This window comes from Pyxidicoccus sp. M15, assembly GCF_056858435.1.
Genome location: NZ_CM166495.1, coordinates 5,089,618 through 5,106,875, shown reverse-complemented (window position 1 = coordinate 5,106,875; position 17,258 = coordinate 5,089,618). Strand labels below are relative to the sequence as shown.

The following is a 17,258-nucleotide window of genomic DNA, read 5'->3' as shown; positions in this document are numbered from 1 at the left end:
CCCAGCGCCCTCCCCTGCTCTATGTTCCGCCGCCATGGCGAAACCCCAGTACTGGCTCATCAAGAGCGAGCCTTCGGTCTACGCGTACGCCCGGTTGGAGCAGGACGGGAAGACGGAGTGGACCGGAGTGCGCAACTACGAGGCGCGCAACAACCTCCGGGCGATGAAGCCCGGCGACCTGTGTCTCTACTACCACTCGAACGAGGGCAAGGCCGTGGTGGCCGTGGCGAAGGTGCTCGCCGCCGCCGGCCCGGACCCCACCGCGCCGGGCGAGGACTGGGCCTCGGTGGACGTGGGCCCCGCTTTCGCGCTCAAGCAGCCGGTGGACCTGGCCACCATCAAGGCCACGCCCGCGCTGAAGGACTGCCAGTTGCTCGCGCGCAGCCGCATCAGCGTGGTGCCCGTCACCGCGGAGCACTTCAAGCTCATCCTGAAGATGGGGAAGACCGCGCTTCCGAAGTAGCCCGCGCCGCCGGGGGCCGCAGCAGCGTCACCTGGGGCCCCTTGAAGGTGTGCCGCTGCGCCAGCCCCCAGTAGAGCCCCAGCAGCACCAGCGCGCCGGCGAAGGTGTAGCCGGCGAGCTGGTTGGGCGGCAGCACGAAGAGCACCATGATGACGGCGCACCAGACGAGCGCCACCGCGTTGACCCAGGGCGACGCGCGGCCCAGATCCCACGGCCCCTGGTGGGACCACGTCCCGGAGCGGCGCGCCCGCCAGCCCACCCAGATGGGCAGCGCATACGACGCGTAGAGCGCCAGCGTGCTCAGCGCCACCATGGCCGCGTACGCCTGGGCCCACAGCGCCACGACGAAGGCGGCCACGACGGACACCCACACCGCCACGGACGGGCTCCGGAAGCGCGGCGACACGTGCTTCAGCCACCGCGAGCCGGGCAGGCCGTTGTCCCGCGCGAAGGCGAACAGCATGCGCGAGTTGGACGTCACCGACGACAGCCCGCAGAACCACATGGCGCCGATGGCCACCCACACCAGCGCGCCACCGATGGACGGGCCCAGCGCGTTCGTCAGTACGTACAGGAACGAATTGGGCGCGGCGACGGTGGCGGGCAAATCCTGGATGGCCAGCGTCACCGCCCCCAGCAGCACGTAGCCCACCACGGCGCTGACGGCCACGGACAGGAAGATGCCCCAGGGCGCATTGCGCGTCGGGTCTCTCGTCTCCTCGGAGATGTGGGCGCTGGCGTCGTAGCCGGTGAAGGTCCACTGCGCCTGCAAGAGGCCGATGAGGAAGCCGTACGCGTACCAGGAGGGGCTCTCCACGCTGACGCGGGTGAGGAGGAAGGAAACGTCCTGCCTCGGCGCCAGCGCGGCGAGCGCGCCGATGAGCACCGCCACGCCGACGAGGTGGTACCAGGCCGAGAAGTCGTTGAGCCACGCCACCACGCGCACGCCCACGTGGTTGAGCACCGCGTGGGAGAACAGGATGGCGGCGTACAAGGGGAGCACGTCCCCGCGCTCGCGGGACAGGCCGAGCATGTCCGCGAGGAACTCCGCCAGCCCGTAGTCGATGCCTGCGGTAATCGCGAACTGGCCCACCGTGTTGAGCCACGCGGTGAAGAAGCCCACCCGGGGCCCTCCGAGCATGGCGGCCCAGTGGTAGAGCGCGCCCGCCGTGGGGAAGGACGAGGCGAGCTGCGCGAGGCTCGCCGCCACCGCGAGCGTCAGCACCGCCACCAGCGGCCAGCCCACGCCCATGACGTAGGGCCCGCCGAAGCGCAGCCCGTGGCCATACAGCGTCACCGCGCCGGTGAGGATGGAGATGATGGAGAAGGAGACGGCGAAGTTGGAGAAGCCGCCCATGTCGCGCAACAGCTGCTGCGCGTATCCCAGCCGCTGGAGCTGGGCGGCGTCCTCCTCGAGCTGGCGCTCACGGTCCGGAGTGGTGGCCATGGCGTGCCAGGATACGCGGACCCGGGGGTGAGACCTTGGAGGGGACGCCCTCCCGGGCCCGCGTCTGTCCGGAACGCTACGGCTTGCGAGGCGGCGCCGGGGTGCCAGGGCGCGGCGCGGGCCCCTCACCGTGGGGGCCCCGGAGAATCTCGATGCGCTTCTCGACGCGGACCGGCCCCATCTCCGCCTCCAGCTTCTGCCAGAGGTCCGGGCCCAGCAGCTTCTTGATCTGCACCATCAGCGACAGGCGGTTGCGGCGCACCGCCGTCTCCGCGCGGCCCACCTCCTCGGACTGGGTGAGGATGGCGCGCTCGTCCGGCGTGGGCGCGCTCAGCAGGCGCTCCAGCCGGAGCTGGGCGCGCTTGAGGTCCGCCTCGAGGGGAATCAGCGCCTCGTTGGACTCGAAGGAGAGGTCCTTGATTTTCTGCGCCACGTCGCGCGGCACGCCCAGCTTCTCCACCAGGTGCGGGGGAATGCCGTTGGCGGCCGCGGGCAGCGGGCCCAGCGGCATCGCCCCGGGCCCACCTCCCAGCACCAGCATCCGGTGCCCGGCGGGCCCGGGAGACTGGATGACGACGTCCTCGTCCGCCTGGGCCAGGGCCAGGGCGGGTGCCGCCAACAACAGGCCGGCCACGGTGGTGCTCCACAGCTTCGAAACGCGTGTCTTCATCGCTTCACTCCTGAGGATAGAGGGTCAAGACCGCCGTTCGGAACGGCGGGGTTTCCAGCGCGCGGGAGTCGGGAGGGCGCAGCCACGCGGCGAGCGTTCCATAGGGCCGGTACGTCTCGTCGTGGACCACCAGGTCGCGGCGCGTGTAGCCGCGCACCTCGCCCATCAGGTTCATCAGGGAGCCCCGCCCCGCGAGCACGGCGCGGGCGGGGGCCTCCTCGGGAAGTTCCTCCTCACGAGGTCCGCCGGTCATCCCCAGCTCGGCGCGGGGAGTGAGCACGTCCTCGGGGTATTCGGGAGACGTCCCCTCATCCAGGACCGGCGTGGGGGAGCGCGTCCACAGCATCAGCCCGGCCAGGCACAGGGACGCCACGGCCCCGGCGGCGGCGCGGCGGCGGATGACGCGGCGGCGCACCTCGCCCAGCACGGCGTCGCGGGGAATGGGGGGCAGCGCCGGAGGCGACGGCAGGCGCAGCGCGGAGGCGGAGGCGTGGAGCGCGGCCAGGGCCCGGCATTCCTCACAGGTCTCCAGGTGGGCCAGCAATTCCCGAGAGCGGCCCTCCTCCATGAGGGCTGTGGCCGCGTCGTGGCATCTCATGGGGTGTCTCCTTCCAGTGCGTCGGCGGCCTTCAGCTTCTTGAGGGCGCGGTAGAGGTGGATGCGGACGGTGCCCCGGCCGATGCGCATGGCCCCGGCGATGGCGTCCAGGTCCAGTCCCTCCAGGTAGCGGAGGGTGAAGGCGGTGGCCTGCTGCGCGGGGAGCGTCCGCAGCGCGCGGCCGAAGGTGCGCCAGCGCTCGGCCCCGGCGAAGTGCTCCTCCGGGGAGCGCTCCTGGGAAGGCCCGAAGTCGAGCGCCTCGCGCACGAGCATCCACACCCGGCGCCGGCGCAAGTGGCCCATGGCGCGGGACACCAGGATGCTGCGCAGCCACGCGGGGCCGGCCTTCACGTCCCGCAGCGCGTGGCGCTTCTCATAGGCGTCGGCCAGAGTGGCCTGCACCAGGTCCCTCGCCTCCTCGCCGTCCCACACCAGCCTCCGGGCGAGGCGCAACAGCCCGCCCTGCTCCGCCTCCAGGAGCGCGTCGAAGTCCCGCGCGGCCGTGGCGCGCGGCGGGCTCGTCGGCTCGTCCAGGATGGCGGTGCCCTTCACGGTGAAACGACCTCCATCGACTTCCACGCGAATGAGGACGCACGGGTGGGGAAACCGGCATACTCGAATCCGTGAGTGCCCCTGAAATCCGCCGTATTCCCGCCGTGGAGACCCGACCTCTCCGCCATGCCGTGCTCCGCCCCCACCAGTCGCCCAACCTGGTCGTCTACCCCGGGGACGAGGACGTCGACACCCTCCACCTGGGCGCGTACGCGGCGGGCCGCCTCGTGGGAGTGGCCTCCCTCTACCGGGAGCCGCCGCCGGATGCCCTTCGCACCACCACGGCGTGGCGCCTGCGGGGCATGGCGGTGGACCCCACCCTCCGGGGCTCCGGCCACGGCGCCGCCCTCCTGCGCGCCTGCCTGGAGCACGCCCGGGGCCAGGGCGGCACCCTGGCGTGGTGCAATGCCCGCATGACGGCCGCGGGCTTCTACCGCTCGCTCGGCTTCTCGCAGAAGGGGGACCCCTTCGAGCTTCCCGGCATCGGCCTCCACCATTTCATGTGGAGAACCCTGGAGGCTTCCCGATGACCCTCCCCGACCTGGAGGCAGTGCGCGTCGCCATCGAGAACATCGACGAGGAAATCCTCGATGCCCTCCGGCGGCGCATGGACCTGGCGGACGACGTGGCGCGGACGAAGCTGGCCGCGGCGGCGCCCTTCCGAGACCAGCGCCGCGAGGACCTGCTCCTGCGCCGCATCCGCACCCGCGCCGCCGAGCACGGGTTGGACCCGCACGAGGTGGAGCGCATCTGGCGGCTCTTCATCGACATGTCGGTGGCGCGGCAGCAGGCGCTCGTCACCCGGCTGGACACCACGCCCCTGCGCGTGGGCTACCCGGGCGTCGAGGGCTCCTACAGCCACATGGCCGCGCGCCAGCGCTACGCGAAGCGGCCCGGCGGCGTGCTGCTCACCGGCTTCGACCTGCCCCGTGAGGCCCTGGAGGCCCTGCGCCGCGGCGAGCAGGACCTGGTGCTGCTGCCCATTGAGAACACCACTGCGGGCAGCATGAACGAGACGTATGACCTGCTCGCCGAGGGCGGCGTGGTCATCACCGCGGAACTGGTGAGCCAGGTGGACCACCGGCTGCTGGCGCTGCCGGGCGCGAAGCTGGAGGGCCTGCGCGAGGTGCTCTCCCACCCGCAGGCGCTGGCCCAGTGCGAGGCCTTCCTGCGCACGAGGGTGCCCTGGGCGCGGGCGGTGCCGGACGCGGACACCGGCGGCGCGGCGCAGAAGGTGCGCGAGCGCAATGACCCGACGGTGGCGGCGATTGCGAGCGAGACGGCGGCGCAGCGCTTCGGGCTGGAGGTGCTCGCCAGGGACTTGCAGCCCGGGTCGGACTACACGCGCTTCGTGGAGGTGGGCCGCGAGCCCACGCCGCTGGCGCCGGGCGTGCCGTGCAAGACGTCGCTGCTGATGGTGCTGGAGCACAAGCCTGGGACGCTGGGGGAGATGCTGCAGCGGCTCACCCTGCGCGGGGTCAACCTGAGCAAGCTGGAGTCGCGCCCCATTCCGGGCCAGCCGTGGCAGTACCGTTTCTACCTGGACGTGGAGGGCCACGCGGCCTCGGCGCCGCTGATGGCGGCGCTGGATGACATCCGCCCGCTGACCTCGTTCCTGCGCGTGCTGGGCACGTACGAGCGCGCGGAGGGCCCTCATGGCTGAGCCGAAGCGCCGCATCGCCTTCCAGGGGGAGCACGGCGCCTACGGCGAGGAGGCCGTGCGCGCGCTGCACGGCCCGCTGGTGGAGTCCGTCCCCGTCCTCACCTTCCGCGCCGTCTTCGAGTCCGTGGCGGAAGGCCGCGTGCAGGGCGGCGTGGTGCCGGTGGAGAGCAGCCTCGGCGGCCCCGTGGTGGACAACGTGGACCTGCTGCTGGAGCACGACCTGCAGATTACGGGCGAGCTGTCGCTGCGCATCCGCCACTGCCTGCTCGCCCCGCCGGGGCGGACGCTGGACGGAATCGAGCGCGTGCTGTCCCACCCGCAGGCGCTGGCACAGTGCGCGGGCTACCTGCGCAGGCGCGGAATCCTCCCGCTGCCGGAGACGAACACCGCCATCGCCGCGCGCCGGGTGGCGGAGGAGGCCCCTCCTCGCACGGCGGCCATCGCCAGCCGGATGGCGGCGGAGCTGTACGGGCTGGCGGTGCTGGACGTGGGCGTGGAGGACTCGCCGGACAACCACACGCGCTTCGTCACCCTGGGCCCCGCGCCCGAGCGCGCGTGGACGCGGCGCAAGACGGCGCTGGCCTTCACGGTGGAGAACACGGCCGGCGCGCTGTACCGGGTGCTGAGCGCCTTCTCCTCGCGCGGGCTCAACGTGGCGCGGCTGGAGTCCCGGCCGCAGCGGCGCGCGTGGGAGTACGTCTGGTGCATGGACGTGGACGGCGCGCTGGAGGACCCGCGGGTGCGCGAGGCGGTGGACGCCGCCCAGGGCGCCTGCATCACCCTGCGGGTGCTCGGCAGCTACGGGGTGGCGTAGCGCTCCGAGCTTCCGGAACCGCACGTCCTCACCGGAAACTTCAGGATGGCGGCCAGCGTGCTGCCGTTCTTCAAGGCGGGGACGGCGCGGCGCGTACCCCACGCGTGTGAGGCGTTACGCCCACGCGGCGCGGGAAGCGGCGGGCGAGCCGCCGCCGTTCGTCACGGCGACGACGGCACGGCGTGGGCCCCACTCGCGTGAGGCCCCACGCCGGTGGACTTCAGGACGCGATGGCCTTGCTGCCGTCGCCGTTCTTCACGGCGGCCTGGTACGCGTCGCGGATGATGCGCGTGTAGTTCTGGAGCGCGGGGAGCTGCTCCAGGCGCAGGGCCTGCGGGCCGTCGCACAGGGCGGCCTCCGGATGCGGGTGGAAGTCCACCAGCACCATGGACGCGCCGGCGATGAGCCCCTGGCCGATGGCGTGGAAGATGTCCGGCAGCCCGTCCGGCGGCGCCGCCGCCTGGCCGATGGCGTGCGAGGGGTCCACGCACACGGGCATGCGGGTGAGCCGCCGCACCACCGGCACGTGGGCGAAGTCCACCATGTTGCGGTGCGGGTCGCCCAGGTGCGTCTTCACGCCGCGGAGGCAGAAGACAATCTTCGGGTTGCCCTCGCTCGCCACGTACTCGCACGCGTTGAGGGACTCCTCGAGCGTGATTCCCATGCCGCGCTTGAAGAGCACGGGGAAGGTGCGCTGCTGGCCAATGCTCTTGAGCAGCTCGAAGTTCTGCGCGTTGCGCGTGCCCACCTGGAGCATGACGCCGGTGGCGTTGCCCGAGCGCTCCAGCGCGTCGCGAATCTCGTCGATGTGGCGCGGGTGCGTCACCTCCATCGCGATGACCTTGATGCCGTGCTTGCCCGCGGACTCGAACACCCACGGGAGGCACGCGGCGCCCAGGCCCTGGAACTCGTAGGGGTTGGTGCGGGGCTTGTACGCGCCCATGCGCGTCGTCTTGATGCCGCACTTCGCGAGCGCGGCCATCATCGTGTCGACGTTCTCCCGGTTGTCCACGGCGCACAGGCCCGCGAACAGCTGCACCGACTTCTCGTCGAAGGTGACGCCGTTGTACTCGAAGCCGGACGAGGCCACCTGGCCCTTGTGCCGCCCGATGACGCGGTACTTCTGCGACACGCGAACGACCTGGCGAACGCCCGGAATCTGCTCGAAGGGCTCGGTGGGAACCTGCGCGGTGGGACCGAGCAGATACACCTCGGTGACCGTGTACTCGGCGCCCTCCATGACGTGTGCCCGAGGGGTTATTCCCTTGTACTGGGAAGCAACCTTGAGGACGGTGGACACCACGGACTCAGGCGAGTCCGGCTCGAGCATGACGATCATCTTGTGGTTCTCCCGCGCGGCGTTGTCGTACCTGGCGTGAAGAATAACGCATCAGGCCGCGCGGGGTGTAACACCCCGGGACGGGCCATCGCGTCCACGTGTCCGGACTGACACCGCAGGCCCCCTTCGTGAGGCCCCGTCGAGCGCGTGGGGCGCTCGGCACCCTGCCCGCCCGCTCAGCCCCCGACGGGGCGCAGGCGGCTGGCCATCTGCGCGTAGTGGTCCCTCTGGGCGGTGTCCCCCAGGTGCTCCCAGACGTCCGCCAGGGCCTTGGCGGCCTCGACGTAGGCGGGGGACAGCTCCAGGGCCAGCTCGAAGACGTGGCGGGCCTGGCGGTAGCGGGCCTTGTCCGGACGGCGGGAGCCCCGCGTCAGGAGCGCGTTGCCCAGCGTGTAGACTTCCACGGCGGCGGCCTCGCGGTAGCCGTGCTCCGGGTTGAGCTGCACGGCGCGCTGCATGAGCTGCGCGGCGGCCTCGGGCTCTCCCAATTCGAGCTGGCAGAGGGCCGCGTCGCGGTGCGGGTCGGCCGCGTTGGGGTCCACTTCGAGGGCGCGCTCGAAGCAGGCCAGCGCCTCCTGGGTGCGGCCCAGCGCGGCCAGGGCCGAACCCTTTGCGGTGAGCGCCGGGACGTGCTTCGCGTCCACGGCGAGGACCTTGTCGAACGCGAGGATGGCGGCCTCGTGGTTGCCGGACATGGAGAGCTTGACGCCCTCGTTGAATGCCGCGAACAGCAACTTTGACATCGTGCCCCCAAAGCAGTGTTGGCCCGTCTCCGAGCCTGTCACCGCCAGGGAGGGCGTGGAAAGCCGTCCGACAGGGCGGCCTGCGTCACGCTGATGGGAGCCATCGCTCCGCGAGAAGGGACCGCGTAGGACGCCTTATCCCCGCGTCACAGCCGCACGCCGACCTGCACCCCGGGCCACCAGATGAAGTGCTTGGGCCCCTGGCGCGAGAAGGTGCTCAGCGCGGTGATGGCGTCACCGTCCACGCCGTGCAGGAGGTTCATCGTCGGCCCGCCGATGACGGTGAAGCGCTTCGCGACCTGGAACCCGCCGATGACGCGCACCTGGTGCAACAGGCGCGTCGTCGTGAAGCTCGAGTCCCAGTCGTAGACGGAGTGCGTCACCCCATCCACGTCGACGAAGAAGCGCTCGGACACGGGGATGTGGCCGCCCAGGCCGAAGCCCAGCGTCCAGTGGCTCGGCCCCCGGGCGCCCGCGACGCGGCCCATGCCCACCACCACCGTCGTGTAGAAGTGGCGGCTGCCCACCTTGAGGGCGGTGTTGGCGAAGTTGATGTCGCTGCCGAATGCCTCGACGTGAAACTGGCCGTTCTTCACGATGCTCAGCGCGCCAATCGGCAGGCCGGAGTCCATCTCCCGCGCCACGTTGACGATGCCCAGTTGCAGGCCGCTCATCTTCCCCGCGATGTTGATGAGCCCCAGCTGCATGCCCTTCACGTCGTCGCCGACGTTGAGGAGCGACAGCTGCACGCCCCGCGCGGTGTCCGCCCAGTTCATGCCCACGGACATCTGCATGCCCACCATGCGCCCCCGCACGGCGTTGAGGCCCACGGTGCCCTGGACGCCGTCGAAGTCGCCCTGCACCCAGTTGGTGCCCACCGACAGCTGCGCGCCGCTCAGCGGCGCCCGGGACAGGTTGCCGCCCACGGACAGCTGTCCGGCCAGGCCGCCCTGCTGCGCGATGTTGAGGCCCACCGCGGCCTGCACGCCGCCGACCTCGCCCGTGGCCCAGTTGCCGCCGACGGCGAACTGGCCGCCCGTCACGTCCGCGCGCGCGACGTTGCCGCCGACGGAGAGCTGCAGGCCATTCACGGAGTGCGTCGCCCAGTTCGCGCCCAGGGCCAGCGCCACGCCGTCCAGCCGCGCCGTGCGGCCCGCCGCCAGCGCCAGTGAGATGTTGTTGTCCACCGTGCCGCCGAACAGGTCATTGGTCTGCACCGACGGGAAGAGGCCCAGGTTGAAGGGCATGTGCCGATTCGAAGGCCCCTGCACCGCCGTGCTCCCCCCCACCGAGGGCTTCACGCCGTCGAGGCGGGGCGTGCCCCCGCCGCGCATGGCCGTCATCTCCAGGCCCACCGGCCGGAAGGCGGACTCCGCCAGGACGAAGCGCCCGCCCTGGTCCAGCACCAGCTCCGCCTGCGAGCCCGCGCCGAGCGACTCGCGCATCACCGTGTAGCGCCCCGGCTGGAGGCCCAATTCGGTGGCGCGGCCGGCGAACTTCTTCAGCTCCACCACGAGCCGGCCCGGCGCGTCGCGCACGTACAGGCGCCCGTCGAGCATCTCCCCCAGCACGAGCACCGAGGCGGTGGAGCGCAGGTCCGTCATCACCAGCTCGCCGGTGCCGGCCAGCTCGATGTCGTAGGCGGGGTGCTGCGCGCCCGCGCGCGTCTGCTCGGTGCGCGCCAGCGTCTCGTGGAAGGCGAACTGGTAGGCCTCATGGAGCGTCACCCGGCCGTCGCCGGTGGCATCCGCGGCGCCGCGCATGCCGGACACCAGGTTGTGGGTGAAGAACGAGCCGCCGATGCGGTCGGACTCCTGGGACACCTCGTCCTCGGACGAGGACGTGAGGATGGCGTGGCCACGCACCGCGGTGGATGCGTCCACCAGGAAGGACGGCCGGCGCACCCCGCCCTTCTGCCGCGCCAGCGTGCCGGACGCGCACGAGTCGAGGATGGCGATGCGCACGTCCGCCGGCAGCGACTCCAGCGCCTGGCGCAGCTCCTTGTAGCCGAAGCGGTCCTGCTGGAGCAGCAGGCCCGCCTCGTCCGAGTGGCCCGAGTAGTAGACGAGCGCCTCGGTGCGCCCGCCCGACGTCTTCGCCTCGGCAATCATCGCCTTGAACTTCGACAGCGCGCGCTCCAGCTCGGCGCGGCCGCCCTCCATCAGCATTAGCCGGTCCTGGGGCTGCACGCCGCCCAGCTCCTCCAGCACGTCGCCGAAGGAGCGCGCGTCGGTGACGGCGTAGCGGAGCTTCGCGCGGCCCGGACCTCCGTCGTTGACGCCCACCAGCAGCGCGAAGCGGCGCACCGGCTGGGAGGAAGCCGCGTCGGACGCGGGGGCCGCCGAGGCCAGGGCGGGGAGCAGCAGGAGCGAGAACAGGAGCGACCGCGTCATCACGGCACCTTCTCCAACGTGAACGATGTCTGGGCCAGGGTATCCGGCAAGGGGAGCGGCCGGATGCGAGCTTCGGAGGGCTGGCGGGCGAGCACGCGCACCGCGTCCAGCACCGTGGCCACGTCCAGCGGCGCGTCCGAGGTGACGAAGAGGAAGCGCTCGAAGCCGGGGGCGTCGTCCAGCTCGTAGGCATGGCCGAGCGTCACGGCCTCGCCCGAGGCCAGCTCCGTGGAGCCGGTGAGGGTGGCCGGGTGGTGCAACGTCACCGCGCCGCGCCCGTCCACCGACACCACCACGCCGTGCGGGCGGCCTCCGGACACGTAGCTGAGCTGCAGGACGTCGCCGCGGCGGGCCCGCGCGTGGTTGGCGAGCAGCTCCGGCTCGGTGGCCCCCTGCCGGTGGATGCGCAGGAGGGGCTCGCCCTTGATGCGCTCCGAGACGTTCCAGATGATGGGCGCACGCGCCGACGCGGGCTCCGGAGCCGGCTCCGGCGGCAGCTCCCGCTGCGTGGACAGGACGAGCAGCGCGAGGGACGCGGCCACCGGCATGCCCAGGGACAGGCCGTGCCAGCCCCCCCGTCCGGCCTCGCGGGCCCGGTCCATGCGGGTGCGGGCGGCCCGGCGGCGCTCCACCTCGGCGGCCACGGCCGCGGGCGGGTACCGCTCCAGGGTGCGGCGCGAGTCCTCGGCCAGCCGGGCCAGGCGCCCGTCCCCATCCGGCTCGCGCTCCAGCCGCGCGCGGGCGTCGGCCAGGGCGTTCGGGGGCAGCTCGCCGAGGGCGACTCGCTCCAGCAACCAGTGGGGGATACACAGGGCCATGCTCAGGGAGCCTCCAGCGCGGCACGACGCGCCTTCCATCGAACACCGGCGCCGGGGGGAACTGTCACTGCATCACGCCACGTTTCCGTGCCGCCCGCTCCGGAGCCGCGCCCGAGCGGGTGGGCCAGTGTGGGCCAGGACTCACAGGGGCAGGCACATCAGCTCCTCGTCGATGTAGGCCCCGCCAATCTTCAGCGCGGCCGGCTCCACGCCGTAGGTGCGAAACCCCAGGGAGCGGTAGAGGGCCTGGGCCGCCGCGTTGCCCACGGAGACGGACAGGAGGAGGCGCTCGACTCCCGCCATCTTCCGGCCCTCGCCGATGAGCCCGGTGAGCAGCCGCCGACCCACGCCCCGGGAGCGGACCTCGGGCAGCACGTACATGCCCCAGACGTGGGCCTTGTGGGCCGACTTGCGCTCCTGCCCCCGCCACATGCCCGCCACGCCCACCAGTCGCCCCCCGTCGAAGGCGCCCATGACGACCTGCGAGTCCCCCACCATCCGCGCGCGCACGACGTCCATCGGCCGCGCCGTGTCCTCCTCCAGCGACGCGCCGAAGGACTCCGGATGCTCCCCGAGCCCGCGCAGCCGCAGCGCCCAGAAGACCTCCGCCTCGTCCGGGCGGAGCCTCCGGACGGTGAGCGACTCGGGCCCGCCCGCGCGGCCCTCGGCCACCAGCAGCGAGGTGAAGCCGGCGACGTAGTCCGGGTAGCGCAGTCGCCAGCCCAGCGCCTTGAGGCGCGCGTTGGACACCGCGCGGTCGCCCCTCAGCGACTCGTGGAGGCTCTCCAGCGGAACGCGGGGCGGCAGCGGCAGGCCGAGCCGCTCGCACAGCCAGGTGACAGTCTCTTCCTGGGGCGCGGGCCGGTCATCCGCGACGCAGTAGAAGGCCCCGGGCTCGCCCCACTGGAGCACCACGCGGATGGCCTCCACCAGGTCGTCCACGTGGACGCGGGAGATGCGCCCTCCCCCGCTCTCCGGCAGCCGGACGGCGCCCGCCTGCAGGCGCGCGAGCGTGCTCCGCTCCGGACCGTAGATGCCGGCGATGCGCAGCACCACCGCGCCCAGCGGGAGGAAGCGCGACTCCGCCTCGATGCGGCCGCGCGCCGTGGGCGAGGCCGGCTCCACCGGCGTGTCCTCGTCCACGAGGCCACGCGCGCCGCCGTAGACACCGGTGGATGAGAGATAGACGAGCCGGGAGGGCCGATGCCGCGCGAGCGCCTCGGCGATGCGCGAGTCCAGCCCCGCGTCCGGCGGGACGGAGCAGACGACGTGCGCCCCGTCCGTCCGGGACAGCGCGTCGTCCAGCGAGGTGACACGGGCTCCCGCGCGCTCCAGCGCCTCACGGCGCGCGGAATCCCTCGTGGCCGCCAGCACGTCGCGGCCCGCGCGGGCTTCCGCCACGGCGAGCCGTGTGAGCGTGTACCCGGAGCCCAGGAGGACGAGTGGAGGCGTCATACCCCCCGCGATAGCGGGACCGCGGGGGGCAACGCAAGTGCCGGTGCAGAAGGATTACAGCTCGGCGCTGGAGCGCGGGTCGATGATTCCGCACTCCTTGATCTTGTACAGCAGTGCCTTGTAGCTGATGCGCAGCTTGGTGGCCGCGCGGCGCTTGTTCCAGGCGGTGCGCTGGAGCATGCACAGTATCGCCTCGCGCTCAGCCAGCATCGCCGCCCGCTTGCCGATGTCCTTCAGCGACGGCTCCCCCGCCGGAGCGGGAGGCGGCGGCGGCTGCGGCACGTCGAACGGATTGACGTACCGGGGCGTCGGGAGGACGGAGTTGGCGGGCTCCAGCATGACGGGAGCCGGCGAGGGCGAGGCGGACACCATCGCCTGGGCGGACCCGCGCGTGGGCATCTCCAGCACCTGCACGGACGAGGACGGCGGCGAGCGCATCGGCTCCTCGTGGACGCGGCCATACACGCCGCCGTCGTCACCGCCGTACGCGGTGGGCAGCGACGGCGCGCTCGCGGGGCTGCGGCCGGCCGCGTTGAGCTCGTCGAGCACCAGCGTGGCGTCCTTCAGCACGCACAGCCGGCGCACCATGTTCTCCAGCTCGCGCACGTTGCCGGGCCAGTCGTAGTCCGCGAAGGCCTGGAGCACCTCGCGGGGCAGCTCCGACACACCGTTGATGAAGTTGCGGCCGTACTTCTTCAGGAAGTGGTCCGTCAGCGGCACCACGTCCTCGCGGCGCTCGCGCAGGGGCGGCAGGCGGATGGCCACCACGTTGAGGCGGTAGTAGAGGTCCTCGCGGAAGTTGCCGAGGGCAATCTCCTTCTCGAGGTCCCGGTTGGTGGCCACCACCACGCGGCTGTCCACGCGCACGCTCTTCTTGCCGCCGACGCGGAAGAACTCCTCGTCCTGCAGCACCTGGAGCAGCTTGGCCTGGAGGCGGATGGCCATCTCGCCAATCTCGTCCAGGAAGATGGTGCCCTGGTCCGCCAGCTCGAACTTGCCGGGCTTCTCCGCGGTGGCGCCGGTGAAGGCGCCGCGCTCGTGGCCGAACAGCTCGCTCTCCAGCAGCTCCCCCGGCAGCGCCGCGCAGTTCACCTTGATGAACGGCTTGCCGCGCCGCTGGCTGCGCGCGTGGATTTCGCGGGCAATCACTTCCTTGCCCGTGCCGGACTCACCCAAGAGCAGCACCGGCACGTCCGTGTCGGCGATGCGCTCCACCAGCGCCCGGGCGCGGCGCATGGACGGAGACGTGGAGATGAGCACCCGCGCGTCCGACGTGGTGTCGATGAGCGGAGCCGCCACGCGAGGAGGCGGGAGGCTCGGCGCCACCGCCTGGCGCTCCGGGGCGCGCGTCCCCAGGGCCCGCGCCAGCACGTCCTGCAGCTCGTCGTTGCCGAACGGCTTGGACAGGTAGTCGCTCGCGCCCATCTTCATGGCGCGCACCGCGTCGTCCGCGCCCGACAGCGCGCTGAGCACGATGACCGGCGCGGAGCCGCCCGCGCCCCGGTAACGGCGAAGCACTTCCAGACCGCTCATCTCCGGCATCACCACGTCAAGCAGCACCGCGTCGAAGGAACCTCCCGAAAGCATCTCCAGCGCCTGAGCGCCGCTCGCGGCACTGCGCACCTGGTAGCCCGCACTGCCGAGCAACTCGGACAGGAACGTGCGCACCGACTCTTCGTCATCCACCACCAGCACCGCGATCCGATCCATCCCCACGCCTCCGCTCGCCCTGTGCATCGAACCTCCACCCATCCCTTACACCGACAGTCGGGTTGGTCCCCCGACCGTGCGACGAAATTCTCGTGTCCGCCTCAGCTCCTGGAGTGCCGCCGCCAGCAGCTGCGTGGGCGTGCCCACCGCGTCCGGGAAGCTCACCGCGCCCAGCTCCAGCGCCGTGCGCACCACCCGGCCCTCCACCTGGAAGCGCGCCGCCTCGAAGCGCGCGCTCACCCGGGCCATCACCTCTGGAACCGACTCCGCCGGCGTGCCCGGCAGGAGCAGCGCGAACTCACTGTCGCCCACCCGGGCCACCGCGTCCGCCTCGCGCACCGTCTGCCCCAGCACCACCGCGCTGTACACCAACAGGCGCTCGGCCATGCCGCGCCCGAACTCCTTGCGGAAGGCCCCGTAGCCCCCCACCTCCGCCGCCACCACGGAGAACGTCCCGCCGTAGCGCTCCGCGCGGCGCACCTCCAGGCCGATGAGCGACAGCAGGAAGGGCCGGTTGTAGAGCCCCGTCACCGGGTCATGCAGCGCCAGCGCCGTGCCGGACTCCTCGCCCGCCGCCGCGCGCAGCACCGCCGCCTTCAGCTTCAGCTGCGCGTGCAGCTTCATGGACAGCTCCGCCTCGCTGCACCCGCGCGAGACGATGTCCACGCACTGCCCCTTCTCCAGGCAGTAGCGGTACGCCTCCATGTCATGCGGGTCCACGAGGTAGAACACCGGCACCGTGCCCCGGCTCACCTGCCGCAGCCGCCGCGCCACCTGCACCGCGCTGTAGTCCGGCGACTGCGCGGCGAGCAGCACCGCGTCCGGACGGATGACCTCGAACAGTGGCATCGCCGCGTCGAAGCGCGTCAGCGGCACCACCCGGAAGCCGGCCTCCCCCAGGAGCAGCCGGGTCCGCTCCAGGTCTTCGGCCCGTGGCTCGACCACGAGTACGGTGGGAGGCTGCCCCGCCTTGCCCACCCGCTTCCGTCTCACGCCCACCGCTCCACCCTCCCCGCCAGAAGTTTCTTCTCCACCGCGCCTCCGCCCCGCACCCGGATTTACAGTCCTGCGCCTTCCCCTGACCTCTTCAACTCCTCGGATTTACTGGAGAAGGGCACTGAACTACCCATCCTGGGCAGCGGTTTTAGCAATGGCTGTGCCACCTTGGGCCTCACGCAGGCGCGCTTCGAGCTCGGCTGGCTCCACGCGGTGCTTGAAGGCGGGCACGCCGTCGATGACGACCACGGGGATGTCGTAGCGCCAGGCGTCGAAGGCCGCCGCGTCCTCCAGGATGGAGATGATCCGCAGCTCGAAGGGGATGCGAGCGCGTACCGACTCGACGACGGCGGCTGCCTTGTCGCAGAGCGAGCAGTTGGGTTTCGAGTAGATATCGACTCTCATGCGGTGCAGGATGGCCGGTCCATGCGTGGTCTGTCTGGTGACTTTTCGACGATGCCCCTCAAGGACCTCGTCGTCTACCTCGGGAACCGGCGAGTCACCGGCTCCCTGAAGGTGGAGCGTGGGGACGTGCGCAAGCAACTGGAGCTGCGCGACGGCCACGTGGTGAGCGCCAGCTCCAACCAGCCACGCGAGTTCTTCGGTCAATTCCTCATCAACATGGGGCACCTGACGGAGGACCAGCTCGAAAAGGCTTTCGCGACCCAGGCCCAGACGCGCGTCTTCCTCGGGAAGATCCTGGTGATGACGGGCCTGGTGGCCGAGGCCACCGTGCGCAGCGCGCTGAGTCACAAGTTCCGGGAGATGCTGCTGGACGCCTTCCACTGGAGCGAGGGCGGCTTCGCCTTCGAGGCCTCGGACACGGCGCCAGAAGTCGCGGGCCTGGACGTCAGCGTGGACCTGATGGACATCCACCGCGAGGGCGAGTTCCGCGAGACGGCGTGGCAGGCCATCCGCGCCGTCTTCCCTTCCGGCGTCGTGCGGCTGTCGGTGGACGAGCGCAAGCTGCCCGAGCGCAAGCCCGGCAGCATGGACGAGCGCATCGTCCAGCTCATCAAGGACGGGCTCAACATCGACGGCATGGCCCTGGCGCTGCACGCCACGGACTTCTTCCTCTATCAGCGGCTGTACGCGCTCTACCGCCTGGACGCGGTGAAGGTGTCGGAGCTGGAGCCCGAGCCGGAGACGGCCGTGGTGGTGGAGGAGGAAGAGGACGCGAGCGTCATCGGCTCGGAGTCCTCGGCGGACGAGGTGCTCCAGGCGGCGCAGCTCTTCCTGGACGCCGGCAACGTGCGGGACGCCGAGGCCCTCGCGAAGCGCGCGCACGAGCTGGGCCCCTCGCCTCGCACGGCGGAGCTCCTGAAGAAGGCCCAGGAGCGGCTGGTGGTGGAGCTGCGCCGGGAGCTGGTGGAGCCGCCCCGGGTGCCCGCGCTGCAGGTGGCGCCCGCGCACCTGAAGACGCTGCAGCTGTCCGCGCCCGAGCGCTACCTCCTGTCGCGCATCGACGGCCGGCGCGACGTGGCCGCCATCGTCCACGTGTCCCCGCTCCAGGAGCTGGACGCCCTGAAGTTCTTCCAGGGCTTCGTGGACCGGGGGCTGGTGAAGCTCACCGCGCGGTGACGGCGCGCGGCCCGTCG

17 protein-coding genes are annotated in these 17,258 nt (G+C 71.8%); 5 read left to right on the top strand and 12 right to left on the bottom strand.

The window, feature by feature from the left end:
• Nucleotides 1-34: 34 nt before the first annotated feature.
• Entirely contained in the window at nt 35-463 is a 429-nt protein-coding gene (locus tag ACX9TP_RS19345; protein WP_482981206.1) for an EVE domain-containing protein, read from the top strand.
• Here ACX9TP_RS19345 and ACX9TP_RS19340 read toward each other — a convergent pair.
• The 4 genes from ACX9TP_RS19340 to ACX9TP_RS19325 form a co-directional block, all read right to left on the bottom strand.
• A complete protein-coding gene (locus ACX9TP_RS19340; RefSeq protein ID WP_482981205.1) occupies nt 426-1,910 on the bottom strand; it encodes an amino acid permease in 1,485 nt (494 codons plus the stop codon). The two genes, ACX9TP_RS19345 and ACX9TP_RS19340, sit on opposite strands and share 38 nt — an antisense overlap.
• 76 nt (nt 1,911-1,986) lie before the next feature.
• Nucleotides 1,987-2,580, bottom strand: a complete 594-nt coding sequence (locus tag ACX9TP_RS19335) for a Spy/CpxP family protein refolding chaperone (RefSeq protein ID WP_482981204.1) — start codon at nt 2,578-2,580, stop codon at nt 1,987-1,989.
• Between the two features lie 4 nt (nt 2,581-2,584).
• Nucleotides 2,585-3,178 (bottom strand): hypothetical protein, encoded by a 594-nt coding sequence (locus ACX9TP_RS19330; RefSeq protein WP_482981203.1) that lies wholly within the window; start codon nt 3,176-3,178, stop codon nt 2,585-2,587.
• The gene (locus tag ACX9TP_RS19325; RefSeq protein ID WP_482981202.1) at nt 3,175-3,729 is read right to left on the bottom strand and encodes an RNA polymerase sigma factor; all 555 of its coding nucleotides are present in this window, start codon (nt 3,727-3,729) and stop codon (nt 3,175-3,177) included. Before ACX9TP_RS19325 ends, ACX9TP_RS19330 begins: the two co-directional genes overlap by 4 nt.
• Before the next feature lie 104 nt (nt 3,730-3,833).
• On the opposite strand from ACX9TP_RS19325, the gene ACX9TP_RS19320 reads away from it, so the two are divergent.
• From ACX9TP_RS19320 to pheA, 3 genes are read left to right on the top strand one after another with little or no spacing between them, the layout of a single operon-like run.
• Nucleotides 3,834-4,259: a GNAT family N-acetyltransferase gene (locus ACX9TP_RS19320; RefSeq protein WP_482981201.1), complete on the top strand. Its 426-nt coding sequence runs from the start codon at nt 3,834-3,836 to the stop codon at nt 4,257-4,259.
• Nucleotides 4,256-5,392, top strand: a complete 1,137-nt coding sequence (locus ACX9TP_RS19315; protein ID WP_482981200.1) for a bifunctional chorismate mutase/prephenate dehydratase — start codon at nt 4,256-4,258, stop codon at nt 5,390-5,392. Before ACX9TP_RS19320 ends, ACX9TP_RS19315 begins: the two co-directional genes overlap by 4 nt.
• Complete coding sequence (gene pheA, locus ACX9TP_RS19310; protein ID WP_482981199.1) at nt 5,385-6,206, top strand: prephenate dehydratase; 822 nt, start codon at nt 5,385-5,387, stop codon at nt 6,204-6,206. Before ACX9TP_RS19315 ends, pheA begins: the two co-directional genes overlap by 8 nt.
• Before the next feature lie 220 nt (nt 6,207-6,426).
• Here pheA and ACX9TP_RS19305 read toward each other — a convergent pair whose 3' ends face one another.
• The 8 genes from ACX9TP_RS19305 to ACX9TP_RS19270 all read right to left on the bottom strand — a co-directional run bounded on the left by ACX9TP_RS19305 (nt 6,427) and on the right by ACX9TP_RS19270 (nt 16,065).
• On the bottom strand, nt 6,427-7,545 hold the full coding sequence (locus ACX9TP_RS19305; protein WP_482981198.1) for a 3-deoxy-7-phosphoheptulonate synthase: 1,119 nt from the start codon (nt 7,543-7,545) through the stop codon (nt 6,427-6,429).
• Between the two features lie 176 nt (nt 7,546-7,721).
• Entirely contained in the window at nt 7,722-8,288 is a 567-nt protein-coding gene (locus tag ACX9TP_RS19300) for a tetratricopeptide repeat protein (protein ID WP_482981197.1), read from the bottom strand.
• A gap of 146 nt (nt 8,289-8,434) precedes the next feature.
• Nucleotides 8,435-10,681 (bottom strand): caspase family protein, encoded by a 2,247-nt coding sequence (locus tag ACX9TP_RS19295; RefSeq protein WP_482981196.1) that lies wholly within the window; start codon nt 10,679-10,681, stop codon nt 8,435-8,437.
• Complete coding sequence (locus ACX9TP_RS19290; protein ID WP_482981195.1) at nt 10,681-11,499, bottom strand: ActD protein; 819 nt, start codon at nt 11,497-11,499, stop codon at nt 10,681-10,683. The genes ACX9TP_RS19295 and ACX9TP_RS19290 overlap by 1 nt, the downstream gene beginning before the upstream one ends.
• Before the next feature lie 141 nt (nt 11,500-11,640).
• Nucleotides 11,641-12,954 (bottom strand): GNAT family N-acetyltransferase, encoded by a 1,314-nt coding sequence (locus tag ACX9TP_RS19285; protein WP_482981194.1) that lies wholly within the window; start codon nt 12,952-12,954, stop codon nt 11,641-11,643.
• A gap of 54 nt (nt 12,955-13,008) precedes the next feature.
• Nucleotides 13,009-14,664 carry a sigma 54-interacting transcriptional regulator gene (locus tag ACX9TP_RS19280; RefSeq protein WP_482981193.1) on the bottom strand — a complete coding sequence of 552 codons (1,656 nt, stop codon included), beginning with the start codon at nt 14,662-14,664 and terminating at the stop codon, nt 13,009-13,011.
• A gap of 45 nt (nt 14,665-14,709) precedes the next feature.
• A complete protein-coding gene (locus ACX9TP_RS19275) occupies nt 14,710-15,663 on the bottom strand; it encodes a GGDEF domain-containing protein (protein WP_482981192.1) in 954 nt (317 codons plus the stop codon).
• A 123-nt stretch (nt 15,664-15,786) separates the two neighbouring features.
• Nucleotides 15,787-16,065, bottom strand: a complete 279-nt coding sequence (locus tag ACX9TP_RS19270) for a glutaredoxin family protein (protein ID WP_482981191.1) — start codon at nt 16,063-16,065, stop codon at nt 15,787-15,789.
• Between the two features lie 21 nt (nt 16,066-16,086).
• Between ACX9TP_RS19270 and ACX9TP_RS19265 the strand changes: the two genes are divergently transcribed.
• Entirely contained in the window at nt 16,087-17,241 is a 1,155-nt protein-coding gene (locus ACX9TP_RS19265; RefSeq protein ID WP_482981190.1) for a DUF4388 domain-containing protein, read from the top strand.
• Nucleotides 17,242-17,258: the final 17 nt, after the last annotated feature.

Bases quoted from the DNA above. Each gene is read 5' to 3' on its own strand.
- ACX9TP_RS19345 (WP_482981206.1), top strand. From the start codon at position 35: ATGGCGAAACCCCAGTACTGGCTCATCAAGAGCGAGCCTTCGGTCTAC.
- ACX9TP_RS19340 (WP_482981205.1), bottom strand. From the start codon at position 1,910: ATGGCCACCACTCCGGACCGTGAGCGCCAGCTCGAGGAGGACGCCGCC.
- ACX9TP_RS19335 (WP_482981204.1), bottom strand. From the start codon at position 2,580: ATGAAGACACGCGTTTCGAAGCTGTGGAGCACCACCGTGGCCGGCCTG.
- ACX9TP_RS19330 (WP_482981203.1), bottom strand. From the start codon at position 3,178: ATGAGATGCCACGACGCGGCCACAGCCCTCATGGAGGAGGGCCGCTCT.
- ACX9TP_RS19315 (WP_482981200.1), top strand. From the start codon at position 4,256: ATGACCCTCCCCGACCTGGAGGCAGTGCGCGTCGCCATCGAGAACATC.
- pheA (WP_482981199.1), top strand. From the start codon at position 5,385: ATGGCTGAGCCGAAGCGCCGCATCGCCTTCCAGGGGGAGCACGGCGCC.
- ACX9TP_RS19305 (WP_482981198.1), bottom strand. From the start codon at position 7,545: ATGATCGTCATGCTCGAGCCGGACTCGCCTGAGTCCGTGGTGTCCACC.
- ACX9TP_RS19300 (WP_482981197.1), bottom strand. From the start codon at position 8,288: ATGTCAAAGTTGCTGTTCGCGGCATTCAACGAGGGCGTCAAGCTCTCC.
- ACX9TP_RS19295 (WP_482981196.1), bottom strand. From the start codon at position 10,681: ATGACGCGGTCGCTCCTGTTCTCGCTCCTGCTGCTCCCCGCCCTGGCC.
- ACX9TP_RS19290 (WP_482981195.1), bottom strand. From the start codon at position 11,499: ATGGCCCTGTGTATCCCCCACTGGTTGCTGGAGCGAGTCGCCCTCGGC.
- ACX9TP_RS19285 (WP_482981194.1), bottom strand. From the start codon at position 12,954: ATGACGCCTCCACTCGTCCTCCTGGGCTCCGGGTACACGCTCACACGG.
- ACX9TP_RS19280 (WP_482981193.1), bottom strand. From the start codon at position 14,664: ATGGATCGGATCGCGGTGCTGGTGGTGGATGACGAAGAGTCGGTGCGC.
- ACX9TP_RS19270 (WP_482981191.1), bottom strand. From the start codon at position 16,065: ATGAGAGTCGATATCTACTCGAAACCCAACTGCTCGCTCTGCGACAAG.
- ACX9TP_RS19265 (WP_482981190.1), top strand. From the start codon at position 16,087: ATGCGTGGTCTGTCTGGTGACTTTTCGACGATGCCCCTCAAGGACCTC.